The sequence below is a fragment of the Sutcliffiella sp. NPDC057660 genome, from assembly GCF_042800035.1.
In the GTDB taxonomy this organism is placed as follows: Bacteria; Bacillota; Bacilli; order Bacillales; family Bacillaceae_I; genus Sutcliffiella_A.
Genome location: NZ_JBHVHV010000001.1, coordinates 246,223 through 263,806 on the forward strand (window position 1 = coordinate 246,223; position 17,584 = coordinate 263,806).

Genomic DNA, 17,584 nt, shown 5'->3' on the forward strand with positions numbered 1-17,584 from the left:
GGGATATTCATAAAACTATTATCCATGAAAAGGAGAGATTCATATGAAGATTAAAGTGAAAAGCTGGAGCATGCTTACACCTCAGGATAAATTGTTTATTCTCAAAGCAGTCAGCCGACGTTCTCAGGTGAACATTGGTGCCTAATAAAGTTCTTTATGGCCAGGCTCGTGTCACCCCTTTTAAAATCGCTGATGGGGATACCCATCCCCAATTCTCCAGAGTCACTACCGTGAAAACTACACAATTTTAACACTCCAACATATTTCTCCTATAGATAAACGAGTCTTGCCTTTTCGTCTTCATAAAAAGATGCCCGACGTCCATCTAAACTGGACATCGGGCTTTTTTGGGGCCAGGTCCCGTGTCGCATCATAATATTAAGAGGGACACGGGACCTGTCCCTCTGTCACACTTCATCCAACCGCCAATTCACCTCATCCAGGTTAAATCCTTCATACCCCTGGTCTTCTCCCCATTCCATCATGTATTCATGGTCAGGATGCTTCTTGTCTTGGATGATTTGCAGGAAGAGCTCGTAACCCGGTTCTCCCCCAACGTCTTCAGGTGGTGTGCTTCCTTGTCCAGCCAGGCATACAGGTCTGTTTTGGTCATGGTTTTCAATTACCTTTTCCACCTCGATCTTATGCGTCCAGTCATCTCCAAAGTCATAGTTATACAGGATTTGCGATGGGAGATAGTCTGACAGCTTGACCCCGGTTTCCATTTTCATCGGTATCTCACCCTGATACTGAAAAGCTTCTTTGGTGCACACAAGATGAACAACTGGTTTATTTTGATGGAGAGCCACGACGTTCTGCACCGAGCTTGGCGGGAAGATGAGAAAATCGTGAAGGTGATAGTTCTGCCATCCAAAGGCTGCCTGCAATACCTCATGCAATTTCGAAAAAGTGATATTGGTTGGTACGATAATCCTGCGCCATACTTTATGATTCCTCAGCTCAAGCGTCACTTTCAGCTGCACTGCCTCCGTGTGGAACACAGGTTGACCGGATAGTTCCTCCAACTCCTTATACAATGCTTCGTTTGGATGATAATAGCTCTTCTTGCCGTCTCCAACCAGCAACGTGCTGATTTTAAGGCTCAAATCCTTTTGCACGATGGAATCAGAATCAATCAATTCCCCAAAGTGATAGACAAACTCGCTCGAATTGTTCAACCTTGCGACAGCAGTTCGATCCTTTGTTTTGGAAAAGACCATCCAATCCGATGAGGAAATGAACTTCTCTATCAACTCCTCCTTGATGCACTCCGCTTGGAGCACTTCACGAATGGCCTCTTTGATGTGAACATCAATGTTCTTCCATTCCTTCGCTTTCAAGCCATAAAGCACAATCACATATCGGTTCTTGTCATTCACCAACACCAACGCTTTTTTCCGTCCAAGCTTCAGTACATTAGCATGCCAGGCAAACAATGGGTCTACCTCTAAAGGTGCTTCAGGTGTCACTTTCAGTTCATCCAGGAGTTTTTTGGTACATTGAATTAGCATGTTTTGGGCTCCTTTTTTCGGTTTTGCTATAGCATACCATGGGGACAGGTCCCTTGTCCCACTATCAAAGAGAGTGGACACAGGACCTGTCCCCTAAAAAAGCTCGGTTAAACAGCATTCCCAACTGTTTAACCGAGCTACTTCTCTTATTCACAGACAAGACCCTATCCGTCAATTACGGATATATCCATTCCCCATCCTCAGTAAAGCTTCCGTAGTCGAAAGTGCCTTGGTATTGTGTACCGTCTGGCCAGGTCATGGTGCCGTATCCATGCATCATATCGTTTTGCCATTCACCTTCATAGATGGTGCCATCAGGCCAAATATATGTCCCATATCCATCCATCTGACCTTCGTAATACTGACCGATATAGTACTCGCCGGTGGCCCAGGTAAATTCACCGTCTCCATGGAATAGCCCGTCCTGATAGTTGCCCCTATAATAGGATCCATCATCAAAATCTTCTTCGCCATATCCATTGTACCATTCTTCCGAAGGTTCATAGGATCCGTACGTGTCTTCGTAGTTGTATTCTTCTTCATACGTGTCTTCATAGTTATATTCTTCCTCGTATGTTTCTTCAGAATGTGTATCCGGCTCTACTTCCTCTTCATACTCGGCTTGACTTGGATCATTGGTAGTTGCCATTCCCCATTCATCCGATCCATCCATGAAGAAGCTTTCTCTCAGGAAAGACGCCGTGCCATCATATACCATCCACATGGCATCCGGATTCTGGTAATCGTAATTGATGGTGACCATGATCATATTCATGTCCATCAGGGAAATCATCCCTTCCCCACTGGAACCCCAGCCATCATCCTCGAAAGTGAATCGTCCTTCCCCATACTCGTCGAAAGTCACTGTATATTCGATGGAGGCGACACGATTGGCCGGGGGCGCCTGGATGGAATGCAGCTGGATGTAGGCTGTTTGTGCATCAATTTCCTCCAATTCCAGCTCCAATCCTCCTTCTTGAAAACTGTTCGGATCTCCCCAGAGGCCTGAATAAGTCGCAAGATACCCCTCAGGAAGGGCCATCTCAGGTTCTTCATATTGTTCTGGTTCTTCCACTGGCTCCTCTTCCTCATATATCGGCACTTCTTCCTCAACTGATTCAACCATCGTATCCGGCGATTCCTCATAGACTAGTGCAGATCTGTCATTATCTCCGCCGATCTGGGTTCCCACCCATATCAGGAAAATCATGGCGCAAACGACCATCATGAATTTCATCATTTTGCTGCTTTTTTGTTCGTTTCTCGCTTCCCGGGTTTGATCCTGACCTGAGTCAGGCCATACATCCTGCCTATAGGGCTGTTCCAATACTACAGGCTGAGGGCGAGGGGGGTCCTTCCGTGGCTTGGATTCAGCTTTTGTTTTGGTTTTCTTTTCTGCGACCGGCCGCTTTTCCACCACAGGCTTTTGCTCTACTACAGGCTCAGGCGCCTTGCGCTCTGCAGGCATTTCCTTTTCCACAAGTCCCGGTTTGGCACTTGAGAAAAAGAGCCGCTCCTGAAGTTCGCCGATGGTCTTGCACCCAGTGAGTCGGCTGGCATCTACGGGTGCGTATTCTGTTAATAGACCAACCAACTGCACTGTGTCGGACTGAATGTGGGACACGGGACCTGTCCCCATGGCCCGCACTTCCTGGGCACCGAAGAGCGTTATGTTGCCGCTTTTGGAGATCCAGACGTTTTCAGCGTTGATGGAGCCGTGGGCGATGTTCTTTTTATGAAGATGGCCCACGGCGTCGATGAGCTGCTCAACTTGCGTCTTGGTTAGCGAGCCGACTGTCTTCAATCTGTTGCCGACCGGGCACTCTAGCACAGCGTAGGCCTTTGTGCCTTCGTATCCGTCAATCTGCTGGAGCTTTGGCAGGTGTTTGTAATTGGTAACCTGGAGCTGGTAGTGGTCATAGAGCTCGAACCATTTGTCCAGGTCGGCCCCCTGCTTTTCATCAATCATCCTCAGCATAAAGAGCTGCATGCCGTCCTTCTCCTTGACAAGATAGCGAGTCATGCCGCCGAAGCCTTTCAGCTCCCGCAGGATAAAAAACTGATTGATAGTTTTCATAGTGTTTGTCCTCCTTTCTTAAAGTTTAATTTCCGAAAAGAAAAACCTATCCTCCACCTGCAAGATAAGTTTTTCTTCCACTATTTATTAGAAATGACTAGCGTACCCGCTACATGATCATGCAAGGCCCGCTTCTTCTGGTCGAAACCGACGATGAGGAAACCAATAAGTAAAGTAATATATGAAAGTATTTTGGCAAAGTGGCGTCCCACCGCGTGACCGAAGCTGAGGCGATAGCCACGCTTGTCGACGACCTTCATGCCGAGCATCCGCTTGCCCAATGTCGCTTGCATGCCGGAGCTTTCCATGGCGCCGAAGTAAATCCATCCAAGCAGGAACACCACCGTATTGCCCCCATCCCCGAACAGGATGCTGGCCGGGATTCCAAGGATCAGACCGTCAATAAAGTATGCGAAGAACCTTCTCCAGAACCCGATATAGGTCGCATGCTGCATTCCGTGGATGTCGTACACATTCTGTTGCTTTGGCAAAGTCCGCTGCTCTGCCCGGGGCTCCTGCCTAGGGACACTATTTCGTGGAGTCTCCCTTTGCGTTTCCTCCCTATAACCCTGTTCCTGCCTGCTATTTGAAGGCTTTCCCCTTTTCTCATACAAAAACTCCTGCTCTGCTTCCTTCTCCACAAGCGAGCCTTTTGTGGACTTCTCGACAAGCGAGCCCTTCGTTTTCACGTCTCCACCATTAAGAAAGATATCGCTTACCTGACCAAGACTTGTTATCTTCTTCTGGTTCAGTGCCCTTGCCGCACTGTCGCTGACTACTGCATAGTCCAATAGCACCGCTATTAAACTATTGATGTCCTGCATAAAGGTCTGCACCGGACGTCCGAGGGCTTTCCACTCCCCCGCTCCATATAAAACAATCCTATCCTTCTGGGTCACCCAGATATTGTCCGGTGTCACAGAGCCGTGTACGACGCCTTTTCGATGCAGATGGTCAAGCGCGTCCACAAGCTGTTCCACGTGTTCTTTTCCAAGCTGGCCATGCTGGGTCAAAGAGCTGCCTTCCTCGTATTCCAGAACCGAATAGACATCTTCTTCCTCCCCATAGTTAACCGAAATCACACGTGGCAGGTATTTATAATTCGTCACTGTAAGCTGATAATTGTCATACGTTTCAAACCAGTCGTCAATCTGCTGATCAGTGGCGTTTTCACCGAGCAGCGTTCGCATCATGACAGTCTTTTTGTCCTGATTTCCCTGAAGCTGGTAAACTCTCAGCTTCGGATCGGAATAAAGCGTCATTTTATTTTGCATTTCTAAATCGAGCATAGTGGCACCTCGTTATACAGAAAGCGTCAACTTAATTTGACGCTTTCGATTTTTCTGATCTTGCTTTCCTTTTGGACGACGGTTACTGAGACCGTCTGCTGCTGGTTGATGCGGAAGGTGATGACAATATCGAGCTCACCTTTTGGACGCTTGACGAGTCCGGTGATGTTGATCGTACCTATCTTCTTATTGTTGTTGACGAACTTGGATGAACCCTGGTAGACGTCGATGTCGAGCTCATCACAGTTATCGACGTTCGTCGTAAATATCCGGGTCGCTTCACAAGGCGTTCGTCGGTTGCTTGGGATCAGCACGCTGAAGCGGCCATCGCCAAGGCCGATGCCCAATGCATGAGCAGTCGCCGTCTTTATTTCGACTTCCTTGTTCCAGCCGAGGCGCTCATCCAGATAGGCTGCATAAACGGCTGCCCCCTCTGCAACACATAGGTCCGGGTCGATGTTGCCGAAAATCTTTCCTGCACCTATCTTCGACTCCAGCAACTCGTCTACTTTCGGAATACGACTGGAGCCTCCGACCTTGATGACACGGTCGATGTCGCCTTTAGAGAGGGACGCCTTTTCTAGCACATCGTCCATGATCATATCCATCTTTGAAAAATAATGCTGTATGCAATCCTCTAATTCGTGGCGCTCTATTTCAAGCTCGATATGCTGGCCAGGCAGCACGTTCGGCTTGATGATTTCGTGGAAATCCACGGAGGAAAGCGTCTCTTTCGCTTCCTTTGCCGCCTCCATGATATGTGCGTCTGCTTTTATCAGATCCTCTTGGCTTAAGCCATTCAGGTTCAGATTCGCCTTCTTTTTGATGTAGTCTGCAAGCTCGCGGTCAAAATCTAGTCCACCAAGGCGGTCGTCCCCTCCGGTTGCAAGCACCTCGAATATGAGCTTGTCCGGTTCGTTGGTCAGTCGGAAAATCGTCAAGTCAAACGTCCCGCCGCCAAGGTCGAATACCATGATATTCTCATCTCGAAGGTTCTCTTCCTCATGCACACCGTATGCAAGTGCAGCCGCAATCGGCTCCTGGATGATACCTAGAACGTTCAGTCCCGCTTTTCTTGCCGCCTCTGAGGTGTTGCTGCTCTGTAAAGCGGTAAAATAATAAGGAACCGTTACGACGACACCGGACGGGTTAAATCCTGGCGTCGTTTTTTCCGCATATTCATAGACATCCTTCAAAATGATGGAGGAAATGTCTATCGGGGAGTATTCCTTGCCTCCGACCTTGATCTTCTGATTGCCATCATCCATGAGGCGCTTGACGCCGATCACTGCATTTTCCGGATGGATCAGGGCTTTCTTCGCTGCAAGGTTACCGACCAGGAAACCTTGGCGCTCGTCATAATAGACAACAGATGCCCAGGTATATTCACGTCTAGGATTCTGATAGACTTTCGGTCCCTTTTCAGTCCAGCGTGCAATGGCGGAATAGGTAGTGCCAAGGTCGATTCCGAGGGCCGGCTTCTTTTCGTTATCAAATCTCATCCGTATCCCCCTCCTTTACAACTTCCTTTTTCTCCTCCAACACGGGTTGATCGGTTTCATTTTCCTCCGGCTGTTCCACGGTCACGGCCAATTCTTCAAGTGCTGTTCTGTTTTTCACAACGGTTACCTGTGCCGGACGAATGATAAAGCGCGCCTGGTTAAAAAGGGTGCCTTTATAATAAAAGCCATAACGTACCAGCTCTTTGATCTGTTCTGTTTGCATAGCCTGATCCTCTACCACGGCAATCGGCTCCTGGTCGACCTCGTTGAACATATCTCCCTGTTCCGGTGCAAGAAGTCCCACCGAGTAGTCATCAAGCAGATTTTCCAATTCCTGTAAAAGAGTTTCATAGATACTGAGCCATTCGGATACATAGTCAGCATGGTCTGAGTAGACTGAAGCCATTTCCGCCTCCAAATCCACCCCGTACTTTTTACCGTTGTAGAGGCCGTCCATAACAGGTCCGATTGATTTCTCGATAAAAGTGGAGAATTTCTTTTCCAACGCTTCAAGGTCCTTCATCAAGCTCTCGACGATTTCTTCGTTGCGTTCAAGCACCTCTTTGCTTAACAGGGTGGCTTGCTCCACTTGTTCCGGCGCAACTTCGCCTTCTTCAATGACCTGATCGGATTCATCCATTACCACATACTCTTCATATTTCCCCAGTTCAACTGCCTGAAAATTAAGCTTCCTCTGCAATCGGCTCGCCGTTTTGACAGAAAGGCGAATACCTTCGAGACGGTTTTCCAGAGCTTCTATCAGCCCAGTCGGCAACGAGGCGTCAATGCTGATAGCCTCATATTTCACCTGGAAGCTAGAGGAAAGTGCCTCCACATTTTCAGACAAGGATTGCAGCGTGACGTTCCAATCCTGCACCTTATCAAAATAATGCTTATATCCTACATCTAAAATATCTACTTTTTGTTGGTCCATAATGTCTGCTCCTAGTCTCTGCGGATGGTGATCTGGCTTGTTACACCTTCATCGCCTTGTAGTGTCGCCGTTACGATTACTTCGTTCTGCTGGTTCACTTCGAATTTCACGTTGATGCGGTGTGTGCCTTTTGGCGCCTCCGGAATGCCGCTCAGGAAGAACTCACCGATGCAGACACAATTTTCGTCCGATACATACTCGACCAGTTCCGGTGTCTGGAACACAGTGATGCGCATGGAGGTCATGTTGTCCTCCGGGTTGCTGTATAGCTTTTCGTTCGTAACAGTCGGATTCTCCTCTGTCAGCTCCAGCCCTTTTTCAATGACGCCGTTAAAACGGCCACCGCGCACTTCGATCCCAAGGTGATGTGTCACAATATTGTTCATTTCAATTTTTGTATCAAGCTGATCCTCTACAGAGGCCTCGTTCGTGTCGACCACTTTGTCGGTCGGAACACCAAGGCTCGCACCAAAGATGGCTGCTCCTTGTGCAACTACCGTGTCCGGGTTGATGTTGGAGAAAGGCTCTTTGTTGAAGAAGTTCTTGATTTCCTGTTTCACCAATGGGATACGGGTGGATCCGCCGACAAGGATGATACGAGAGATATCCTGAATTGTCATATCTGCGTTTGTTAAGGCCGTCTGAACAGTTGTCATCGTATCGTCAACCAATTCCTTGATCAGCTCTTCGAATTGAGTGCGGGTAATCTCAAAATCGATATTATGGACTTTACCGAACTCATCTTTGATGACATTAGGAATTTCAATATTGACTACTTCCATTTCGGAAAGTTCCTTTTTCGCCTGCTCACTTGCTTCCCGTACCGCTTCTTGTGCTTTTAACAGCTCACTGATTGAAATGCCCTGATCGGCTTCAAGATCAAGCAAGTCCACTTCGGAGGAAAGCTTGAAGTCTTTGGAGACAAGGTCCATCAATAGTTTATCAACATCATATCCTCCAAGGTTCGGATTCCCTTCTTTTGCAAGAACCGAGTATTTAGCCGGTTCGTTCTCATCGACCGTATCTACTTTCAGGATGGAAACGTCGAAGGTTCCGCCACCTAGGTCATAGATTAAGATAGTCTGATTGCGGCCAATCTCAGATGCATACGCGATGGCTGCAGCAACTGGCTCCTCCAATAGATAGATTGGGTCCAGGCCTGCAAGCTCGGCCGCCTCACGGGTCGCTCTTTTTTTGTTATCATCAAAATTTGCCGGGACGCAGATAACTGCGTATTTCGGTGTACCGTTCAGTTCGATGTCCTGCTGGTTTTCGACAAATTCCTTCATTTTCGCAAGAATCTCTGCTGATACATCCTGCGGGCGGTAGCTTTTTCCGAAGAATTCCCTTTCCCACTCGGTTCCCATTTCCCTTTTAATAAAGGAAACGGTGTTTTCCGGATCAATCAGTACTCGTTTCTTTGCGTTATCGCCTACCTGCACCTCTTCCTCCGAACGGAAGCTGACAACGGACGGTATCGTCGTTTCCTTGCCAAGCTTGATCAGTTCGCTTTTCCCTTTACGGTAGATGGCCACTGCAGAGTTTGATGTCCCGAGGTCGATCCCAAGAATATATGGGCTGTTCTTTTCCATGATTGCCATTATGTTTTCCCCCTATTTAGTAGTGTCTATTTTAATAGATTTAAGTTTGATTTCACCGCTGTAGACCATGTCTTCCAACATATGTATGTTCAGCTTCTGGTTTCTCAAGAAGTCATCGTATAGTCGGCATCTTTGCTTCAGTTCCCCTGTTGAGAACGTCAGTATCCCGTTTTCGTCCATTTCAAATAGTGCCACCGCTTGGACAGGGTTCGCACTGACGGTGATTGGAATCTCCAATCCGCCGATTTTATGGTCATCTACCGGTACCTTGCTTTCAGTACGATAGATCTGAATGGCGATGTCGGACTGGTATTTGTGCAGAGTTTCGCCGATGATGCCCCCCTTGCATGGCAGGGTCGTGTTTTTGCTGATCAGATGCTCGATGACATACTTGTTGTCGATGTACATGTCGATGCCGAACGAGTGGGCGGTCACGTCCTGTACCTCAATTGGAATCGGTGCATCGTCGATATCCGGCGCACTGAGATTGGCGGCCAAGATAGCAGCTCCCTGCGCAACAATTTCATCGACGTTGTCCGCTATGAACGGCTGCTTGATCGTTTTTGTCACAATTTCACGAATTGCCGTGGTCCTGGTCGATCCGCCCACCAGGATGATGCGGCTGATGTCCCTTTTGGTGAGACCGGCCGACGCGATTACCTGTTGTGTTTTTTCTATCGTTCTTGCAATCAATGGATCTATTAATCTGTTATATGTATCAACTGTGATTTCTTCATCAATATGGTTGCCAAGGAAATCCGGGATGGAAATGTCTGCGATGCCGCTTTCCGACAGCTCCATTTTCGCCTGCTCTGCTGCTTCCTTCAGCTGCTGCTTGGCAATCGAGCCAGCCACGCCCTGTTCACTTCGTAACGGAATGCTTGTCTGCTTTAAAATGAATTCGACAATTTTGTCATCGAAGTCGTCTCCTCCGAGCATTGAATCCCCATCTACCGCCAGTACGCGGAAATTGTTGTTCTCGACCTTCAGGATTGAAACATCAAAGGTACCTCCGCCAAGGTCGTACACAGCGATGGTCTGGTCTCTTTCCTTATCAAGTCCGTACGCGATAGCAGCTGCAGTCGGTTCCGGCAATAAACGCAGTACATTGAAACCTGCCAGCTCGCCCGCTTCCCTGGTCGCTTTTCGCTGTTCCTCGGTAAAATAGGCCGGGATGGTAATGACTGCGTCCCTTATTTCTTCGCCTAAGTATTTACTTGCTTCGGTGCGGATCTTCTCCAGTATTTCCTTTGCCACAACCACCGGTGATAGGAGTTGCCCCCTGATGCTGTAAGTTTTAGATGGATCGCCGATGAAACGTTTCGATGATGCGACGCTATTTTCCGGGTCGATATAAAGCCTGGATTTCGCAGTATTCCCGACCATCACCTGTCCATTATCTCGGTACGAAACCACCGATGGCAGGATCTTTCTCCCCTCTATCGGAATCGTCTCCACCTTGCCTCTTCTATAAACCGCCGCAGCGGAATTGCTTGTCCCTAAATCTATCCCAATCGCTAATGTCATTCTTCCTAGCCCCCCTAAGACTATTATACTATCTATATCGACAAATTCTTCTAATTATTTACTTTAAAATGGAATTAACGGGACAAGGGACCTGTGCCCAAAGAAAACCGCATGAACAAGCGTATTCAGCTTATCCATGCGGCTTTGTGATGTCCCAAGGAACCTGTCCCATAGTCCCTTCTAACGTATCTTGTATCTTAGGGATGGTGTATTTTAGAGATAACTCCCATGGGAGAGCTGGGTAAGAAGTTCTGCGATGAAGTCCCTGGCTATTTTTAATAAACTATTTATATGACCATATTATGTTCGTTGGACAAAAGTGTTCATAGATTCCATATGGTAGAGGTAAAAATTTTAATAGAAGAATGCTATCTCTTTTAATACATTTAAAACCAACGAATATGTCTCTCGTACCCACTTACCCACCATTTAAACCTATTATTATCAAAAATTCTAAATTTTTTGTTAAAAATTATACTTTTATGTCTAATTATGGATTATAATGTAATTATAGGTAGATATACCTAAATAAAATTGCGTTTTAAAAGGAGTGTTTTGATGGTATTAATTGTGGAAGATTACGAAGTAAGTGAGACGACGATGGCGTTGATGTTTTTTGCGCACCCTCAGCATCAGACGAAAATTCTCGATCTGGAAGGGGATTTCATTACGAGCGAATCTTCCAAGGATTTATTGAATCATGCATGCTTGAATGAAGGCTGTACCGCCGAAGGGAGGCGAACAGCTACGATTATGGCAACCAACTACATACAAAAGACACCGTTACTTGTTAACCAAGTGGAAGGAATCATCGCGATTCCTACACATTCACCAGATCAGCATATCTGCTGCTGGATATTCCTACATCATGTCCTTCAAGTTACTCCCATCACACCTGCCAAGTGCAAAATAACCTTCCAGAACTACAAAGAAATAGAGCTCGACGTATCTGCAGCAACCATTCGTGAACAAATGAAAAAAGCATCCATCGTACAGACCCGCTTCTGTTCGAATCACCGCTATGCATTTTGGTTGAGTCCGAAGCCAAGGAGGAAGATGACAAAGAGGAGATTGGAGGAGTAGGGATCAGTTCCCTTGTCCCACTGAAAAAATGTCAATAGCCTTACAGATTTCTTCTGTAAGGCTGTTTTCGTTTATTAAAAACATTCCAAAACGAACCATTCATCCTTCGTTTTGGTATCATAAAGAAAAAGGGGGATCTTACATGCAGTGGATGAGACACGTAAAATGGGGCCGCTGGATCAGCAACTTTTTTATCTCTGGCATCCTAATGGTTTTTTTTATTGAAATACCTGATTTTCTTATGGCTTTCTTAAAGCACACCGCCCTCGGTTCGTTTCTGGTTCCGTATTTTGTGGTGAGCTACCTCCTCTTTTGGGTGATGCTACCGAAAAACCCACATAAAATACGACTCTATTACGCCCTTGGAACAACAGGTGCGTGTTTATTATTCTTTCTATTGTTTATGTTGCTGATGTTCACCATTATGCTGATCAGTGCTTTGCTGTTTGACTCTTTTTCCTAGGTGTCAGATCCTTTACATAGTTTGTTACCATCTCCCTAATGAAGAAGCTGTATTGCAGAACAACATAGTGCCCGATAGGCAACTTTTCGTTTACCAGTCGGGCTCTTTTCCCTTGAAATCCACTTCTATTTTACCCTTCCCCCCTTACCCCTTTTTAAGTATGGAACTCAGCGGGACACGGGACATGTCCCCATTGTAGTTACAACCATCAATTTCATCTTCCAATTTGATATTCTTGTGATAAAATAGGCATTGGTTCTTTTTTAGTGTTTGCAATATTATTCATAATTTTTACATATAGTGGAATCCTTTTTATTACAACACTAACCATTTTATTACTTGCTTATACGGCTATATATAGAAGGAGTTTAAGAGAAATGAACAAACTACCAGTCTTATCTATCGTTATACCTTGTTATAATGAGGAAGAAGTACTAACAGAAACAATGAAGCAATTGAACAGGCTTCTCCAGGATCTTATGGGTGAAAGATTGATATCCGATGAAAGCTATCTGCTCTTTGTGGATGATGGAAGCAAAGACAATACATGGGAAATGATTAATAAAGAAAGTGAAATGAATCCTTTCGTGCAAGGGCTGAAGCTGGCGAAGAACGCAGGTCATCAAAATGCCTTGTGGGCTGGGTTGATGAGCGTGATCGACAAATGCGATTGTTCTGTATCGATTGACGCAGACCTTCAGGACGACCACAATGTCATCCGTGATTTCATCTTGAAATATTGGGACGGCTACGATATTGTCTACGGAGTTCGTAAGAGCAGAACAAAGGATACCATTTTCAAACGTCAGACTGCGAAAGCCTTTTACCAGATGATGATCAAAATGGGTGTTAATATTGTCGATGACCATGCGGATTTCAGGCTAATGAGTAATCGAGCAATGAAGAATTTGCAGCAATTCAAAGAAGTGAATCTTTTCTTGCGAGGGCTAGTTCCATTGGTCGGGTTCAAATCTGCAAAAGTCTATTATCACCGCCTGGAAAGAATGGCTGGGGAGTCCAAATATCCTTTGAAGAAGATGCTGGCGTTTTCGATGGATGGGATTACCTCTTTCAGTGTCACTCCTATTCGATTAGTGACTACTACCGGAATAATATTTGCTTTCTTGAGTGTATTGGCGGCACTTTACGCAGTGATCAGTAAGCTTAGCGGCAATACGGTTTCCGGTTGGACCTCGATTATCTTATCCGTGTGGTTCATTGGTGGAATACAGTTGATGAGTATTGGATTGATAGGGGAATACATTGGGAAAATCTATAAAGAAACGAAACAACGTCCAAGATATTTTATTGATAAGCACGTTGTAAACGGACAAAAAAAGGATTAATTGGATGATGTTCAACCTGTTAAAGAAAGAAATTGTTTTGTTCGGATTAGTTGGAGTTTTAAATACGGGAATTAATTTTGCCGTATATACTTTGCTTGTCCTGGTCGGCGTCCCTTATCTACTGGCTAATGTAGTGGGTTATGGGGTCGGGATGATCAACAGCTATTTTTTGAACAAACATTTTGTATTTAAGCAAAAAGAACAGAATCCCACACATCTGGCAAAGTTCATCATTGTCAATTTGATGACAGTTGTGGTGCATAGTATCCTACTTTATGTGGCTGTTACCACTTTTGGCTTCCATAAGATCCTTTCACAGGTGTTTGTGACAGGGATTACGTTTGTGATGAATTTTGTCGGCAATAAGCTTTGGACATTCAAGTAGTTAGTAGGGGTAAATTATGAGGAATATTTTTTCCACTCGGTTCTTTTCATATGGACTCAATATTATTGCATTGGTTTGTTTCACCTTGTTTCTGGTTGCGACCTATGTTCAGGTTCAACTGCCTGATAGCGAGTTTTCTGCAAAGAAGATAGCCTTCTGGGTAGTGGTTTTATGTGGATTTCTGCCCCTTTTTTCTTTTATTATGACAAAGTATCTATCAAAAAGGAAGTTTCTTTTTGTTCTGATTGGTATTTCTCTTTTGCTAAGACTTGGCTGGGCCTACTTTATGAAGACACCACTAGCATCAGATTTTTTGTTTATGTTTGATGGGGCTGTAAATATTTCACGTGGAGATTATTCCTTTACGGAAGATTTTTATTTTCAAAAGTGGACGTATCAGCTTGGATTCACTTCCTATGAAGCGATCATCGTCAGCCTTTTCGGAGAAACGCCCAGGGCACTTAAATTATTGAACATTCTATACAGTGTGGGTATATGTCTTCTGGTTTATCTATCAGGAACGAGGCTTTTCAATGAAATGGCTGGCCGGATAGCTGCACTGTTTTATGCCTTCTATGTTCCCAGTGTTATTATGAGTTCTGTTCTAACCAACCAGCACTTGTCCACATTTTTATTCTTTCTTGCGTTTTATTTGGTGATAAGTGGCGGATTGGAGAAAAAATATCACTGGATCGCGATTGGTTCTTTAATTGGCTTGGGCAATATCGCGAGGCCTTTAGGAAGCTTTTCCTTGTTGGCTATTGGGGTGTATTTTGTATTTCTGTATATGTTGGGCTTCGATTGGAGAAAAATCGTTGCTTCGGGCAGAAAGGTTGCAGGAATCATTATCATGTATGTCCTGATTCAGCAACTTGTCAGCTTTTCCATCACGGGACTCGGAATAACGGACCATTCCATGGCCAATAAAGATTCTCTTTGGAAATTTGTAATTGGTTTTAATCATGAAACGAAGGGGCATTATTCTCCTGTGGATCAGAAGTATCTCGATCAGTTCAGCCTATGGGATGAGCGAAACGAGAAGGCTAAAGAGCTTATTACAGAGCGGCTTGCAGATAAGGAAAAGGTCTATGAGCTCTTAGTGGATAAATTTACGATTATGTGGGGAGCAAAGGACAGCACGGTGTTTTGGAGTCTGTTTGGCCTCGATCATACTCCGGAATTTGCGCTGTTTCTCTATACAGCAGAGAGAGTGATGTTCCTAGCATTAGCTATATATGCAATTATCGCGGTAATAGGATATTTCAAGATGAAGGATCGCTACCATCATCTGCTTTTCCTCATTTTGATATTGGGTTACGCAGCGGTGCATATTCTGATAGAAATCCAGACAAGGTACCGGTTTGATATGATGCCTGCTTTGTTTATACTATCGGGACATGGGGTGTATATGACGGTGAACGTTTTCCAGAAGTTTATAGGTAAAAAGGAACAGACAATACAAGGTTAAAAAGGCTGTCGATAGGATTTTATATCCTTCGACAGCCTTATTTTTTTATTTAGAGACATTATATCCATCCGGGTTATAACGATGCCAGTTCCAGGCATCCTTAATGATTTTCTCAAGTGAACTGTATTTCGGTTCCCACCCCAGGACATTATGCGCTTTCGAGGAGGAAGCGATCAGGACAGCAGGGTCGCCCTCTCTTCTTTCCTTAATCTCAGCAGGAATCGGATGCTCGGTGATTCTTCTTGCCACTTCGATTACTTCTCTAACGGAGTAGCCGTTCCCATTCCCGAGGTTGAAAATATCACTTTTGTTCTCCATGCGTAAATATTCCAGCGCCTTATAATGGGCGGATGCAAGGTCCATGACATGGATGTAGTCACGGATACAAGTTCCATCCTCGGTAGGGTAGTCATCCCCGAACATATAGATTTTGTCCCGCTTTCCTAGTGGAACCTGTAAAACAAGTGGGATAAGGTGCGTTTCGGGATCATGGTCCTCACCAATATCCACGCTTTCATGGGCACCGGCAGCGTTGAAATAACGCAATGAAACATATTTCATGCCATAGCCCTGCTCGAACCATTTCATCATCTTTTCCATGGCAAGCTTCGTTTCGCCATATGTGTTCGTAGGTTTTGTCTCGTCCTCTTCCTGAATCGGAATGTTCTTCGGCTCTCCATATGTCGCAGCCGTTGAGGAGAAGACAATCTTCCCGACGCTATTCTGCTTCATCACATCGAGCAGGCACATCATGCCGTACACATTATTATCATAATAAATATACGGATTCTCCATGCTTTCACCCACAAGGGAATTCGCAGCAAAATGAATGACCGCTTCGATGTCATGCTTTTTGAAAACCTCATCCAACTCCTGCTTATCTCTTAGGTCAACTTGGTAAAAATGTTCTATATCCACAGCTGCCCGATGCCCGCTTTGCAGATTATCCACCACTATAATTTCTTCTTTTTTATCTAAAAAATATTGTACGGTATGTGAGCCTATATACCCTGCTCCACCAGTAATCATTATTGCCATAATGCTATTCAACTCCTAAATCTAAATTTTTCCTATTATTGATTATAGTAGCATAACTCCATAATCCATGGTAATCTTCTGAGATAAATATTGGCAACCATCTTCCTTTAGGCAACCCAATAATTCAATGACCAGAAATATACCAATACCATGAGCAATATAATAAAGGAAGTGAGTAGACTGATGTAAAAGATTCTGCGCTTAAACACTTCATATAAGGCGTAATAGAATGGTACAATGACCAAGGCGTATCTGGATATGCTAACAAAATAATCCTTCACATTCTCATAAGCGGGAGCTGTCAATGGAATCAATATTGAATACAAGATGATTATCCAAAATGATAGTCGTATTTTCCCATATGATAAGATGGTAGTCACAAGTATAAGTGTTACAAAAAAAAGTTCCAAAACATTGTAGATATCCAGGTATATAAAATCTCCTGATAAAAGTTTACCTATACTTTGTAAGTGATATTGGAATCCGTCAATAAGCGTGTTCCAAGGAGCCATAAATCCTCTTCCATATTCGCTTTGTACAGCAGAGAAGGAAAAGGGATCTCCAAATTCCAACCATAAATATCCCATATATATAAAAGCAAAAAGCGGGATGTAGGCTCCTTTTAGAATACCCCAGAATCTTTTATTCAGTTTCATACCATTTTTCAATTTGAAGTGATTACTTAAATACTCTATAGCAAACGGTATGGCTAATAATACCCCTGTATTGCGTGTACCTCCTGCAAACATTCCGAATAAAGAAGCAAGCCCCCATTTCTGTAATCGTAAAAAATATAAAAACAAGATAACAAAAAGCATAAACATTGATTCCGTATACAAAGCTGAAAAATAAAAAGATGTCGGAAAGAATGATAACAATAGGGTAATTTTATAGGTTTCCTTTAAAGAATAATCCACTCTCACCAATTTCATAAAGAAGAAAATGAGTAAAAGAAAGCAGATATTCGAGATAATAATTCCAGACATCAACGGGTCGTTCGTAACATAACTCAATAACTTAATAGTGATAGGGTATAGTGGAAAAAAGGCTGTCCCCTTAAGGGAATATCCTTCTTCTACTATACTTAAATACCAACCGGAGTCCCACTTGGAAAAATTATCGAAGAACAAAAATTTTATTGAAGAAAAAAGAGTAGATTCCTCAAGTATCTCTCGATGTACATACACCGCCGGGATAAGAATGACAATTTTATTTATAACAAACAAAAACAAGGAAAAAAGTATCATTTTTTTCCTCTCTGACATAGGGATTGCTTCAGAGTTCAACTTCACACGCTCCTTCTCTGTCCTCAAGATTGCTACCCTATTATACAAAAAATATAGTGGTTGTTAAATCCAAT

At 44.4% G+C, this 17,584-nt stretch carries 14 protein-coding genes; 5 read left to right on the forward strand and 9 right to left on the reverse strand.

All coding sequences use genetic code 11. The features are described 5' to 3' along the window. Nucleotides 1–407: 407 nt before the first annotated feature. The 7 genes from ACFVAD_RS01070 to ACFVAD_RS01100 form a co-directional block, all read right to left on the reverse strand. Nucleotides 408–1,511 (reverse strand): plasmid pRiA4b ORF-3 family protein, encoded by a 1,104-nt coding sequence (locus tag ACFVAD_RS01070; protein WP_386635040.1) that lies wholly within the window; start codon nucleotides 1,509–1,511, stop codon nucleotides 408–410. A gap of 175 nt (nucleotides 1,512–1,686) precedes the next feature. Next, the gene (locus tag ACFVAD_RS01075; protein WP_386635043.1) at nucleotides 1,687–3,588 is read right to left on the reverse strand and encodes a hypothetical protein; all 1,902 of its coding nucleotides are present in this window, start codon (nucleotides 3,586–3,588) and stop codon (nucleotides 1,687–1,689) included. Between the two features lie 80 nt (nucleotides 3,589–3,668). Then, nucleotides 3,669–4,877, reverse strand: coding sequence for an RDD family protein (locus ACFVAD_RS01080; RefSeq protein ID WP_386635045.1), 1,209 nt, complete (start codon nucleotides 4,875–4,877; stop codon nucleotides 3,669–3,671). A 26-nt stretch (nucleotides 4,878–4,903) separates the two neighbouring features. Further along, on the reverse strand, nucleotides 4,904–6,379 hold the full coding sequence (locus tag ACFVAD_RS01085; protein WP_386635047.1) for an Hsp70 family protein: 1,476 nt from the start codon (nucleotides 6,377–6,379) through the stop codon (nucleotides 4,904–4,906). Continuing rightward, nucleotides 6,369–7,313: a nucleotide exchange factor GrpE gene (gene grpE / locus ACFVAD_RS01090; protein ID WP_386635050.1), complete on the reverse strand. Its 945-nt coding sequence runs from the start codon at nucleotides 7,311–7,313 to the stop codon at nucleotides 6,369–6,371. Before grpE ends, ACFVAD_RS01085 begins: the two co-directional genes overlap by 11 nt. A gap of 11 nt (nucleotides 7,314–7,324) precedes the next feature. Beyond that, nucleotides 7,325–8,914 (reverse strand): Hsp70 family protein, encoded by a 1,590-nt coding sequence (locus ACFVAD_RS01095; RefSeq protein ID WP_386635053.1) that lies wholly within the window; start codon nucleotides 8,912–8,914, stop codon nucleotides 7,325–7,327. 12 nt (nucleotides 8,915–8,926) lie between these two features. Then, complete coding sequence (locus ACFVAD_RS01100) at nucleotides 8,927–10,441, reverse strand: Hsp70 family protein (RefSeq protein WP_386635056.1); 1,515 nt, start codon at nucleotides 10,439–10,441, stop codon at nucleotides 8,927–8,929. 558 nt (nucleotides 10,442–10,999) lie between these two features. Here ACFVAD_RS01100 and ACFVAD_RS01105 point away from each other — a divergent pair. From ACFVAD_RS01105 to ACFVAD_RS01125, 5 genes are all read left to right on the forward strand, one after another. Further along, nucleotides 11,000–11,524 (forward strand): competence protein ComK, encoded by a 525-nt coding sequence (locus tag ACFVAD_RS01105; RefSeq protein ID WP_386635059.1) that lies wholly within the window; start codon nucleotides 11,000–11,002, stop codon nucleotides 11,522–11,524. Between the two features lie 142 nt (nucleotides 11,525–11,666). Beyond that, nucleotides 11,667–11,987: a hypothetical protein gene (locus ACFVAD_RS01110; RefSeq protein WP_386635062.1), complete on the forward strand. Its 321-nt coding sequence runs from the start codon at nucleotides 11,667–11,669 to the stop codon at nucleotides 11,985–11,987. A gap of 377 nt (nucleotides 11,988–12,364) precedes the next feature. After that, nucleotides 12,365–13,333 carry a glycosyltransferase family 2 protein gene (locus ACFVAD_RS01115; protein WP_386635066.1) on the forward strand — a complete coding sequence of 323 codons (969 nt, stop codon included), beginning with the start codon at nucleotides 12,365–12,367 and terminating at the stop codon, nucleotides 13,331–13,333. 4 nt (nucleotides 13,334–13,337) lie between these two features. Beyond that, complete coding sequence (locus tag ACFVAD_RS01120; RefSeq protein WP_386635069.1) at nucleotides 13,338–13,718, forward strand: GtrA family protein; 381 nt, start codon at nucleotides 13,338–13,340, stop codon at nucleotides 13,716–13,718. Nucleotides 13,719–13,734: 16 nt separating this feature from the next. Then, nucleotides 13,735–15,186, forward strand: a complete 1,452-nt coding sequence (locus ACFVAD_RS01125; protein ID WP_386635072.1) for an ArnT family glycosyltransferase — start codon at nucleotides 13,735–13,737, stop codon at nucleotides 15,184–15,186. Between the two features lie 45 nt (nucleotides 15,187–15,231). Here the strand turns inward: ACFVAD_RS01125 and galE are convergent, their stop codons facing one another. Together galE and ACFVAD_RS01135 are read right to left on the reverse strand one after the other, a co-directional pair. After that, nucleotides 15,232–16,224, reverse strand: a complete 993-nt coding sequence (gene galE / locus ACFVAD_RS01130; RefSeq protein ID WP_386635074.1) for a UDP-glucose 4-epimerase GalE — start codon at nucleotides 16,222–16,224, stop codon at nucleotides 15,232–15,234. A 107-nt stretch (nucleotides 16,225–16,331) separates the two neighbouring features. After that, entirely contained in the window at nucleotides 16,332–17,489 is a 1,158-nt protein-coding gene (locus ACFVAD_RS01135; protein ID WP_386635372.1) for a mannosyltransferase family protein, read from the reverse strand. Between the last annotated feature and the right edge of the window lie 95 nt (nucleotides 17,490–17,584).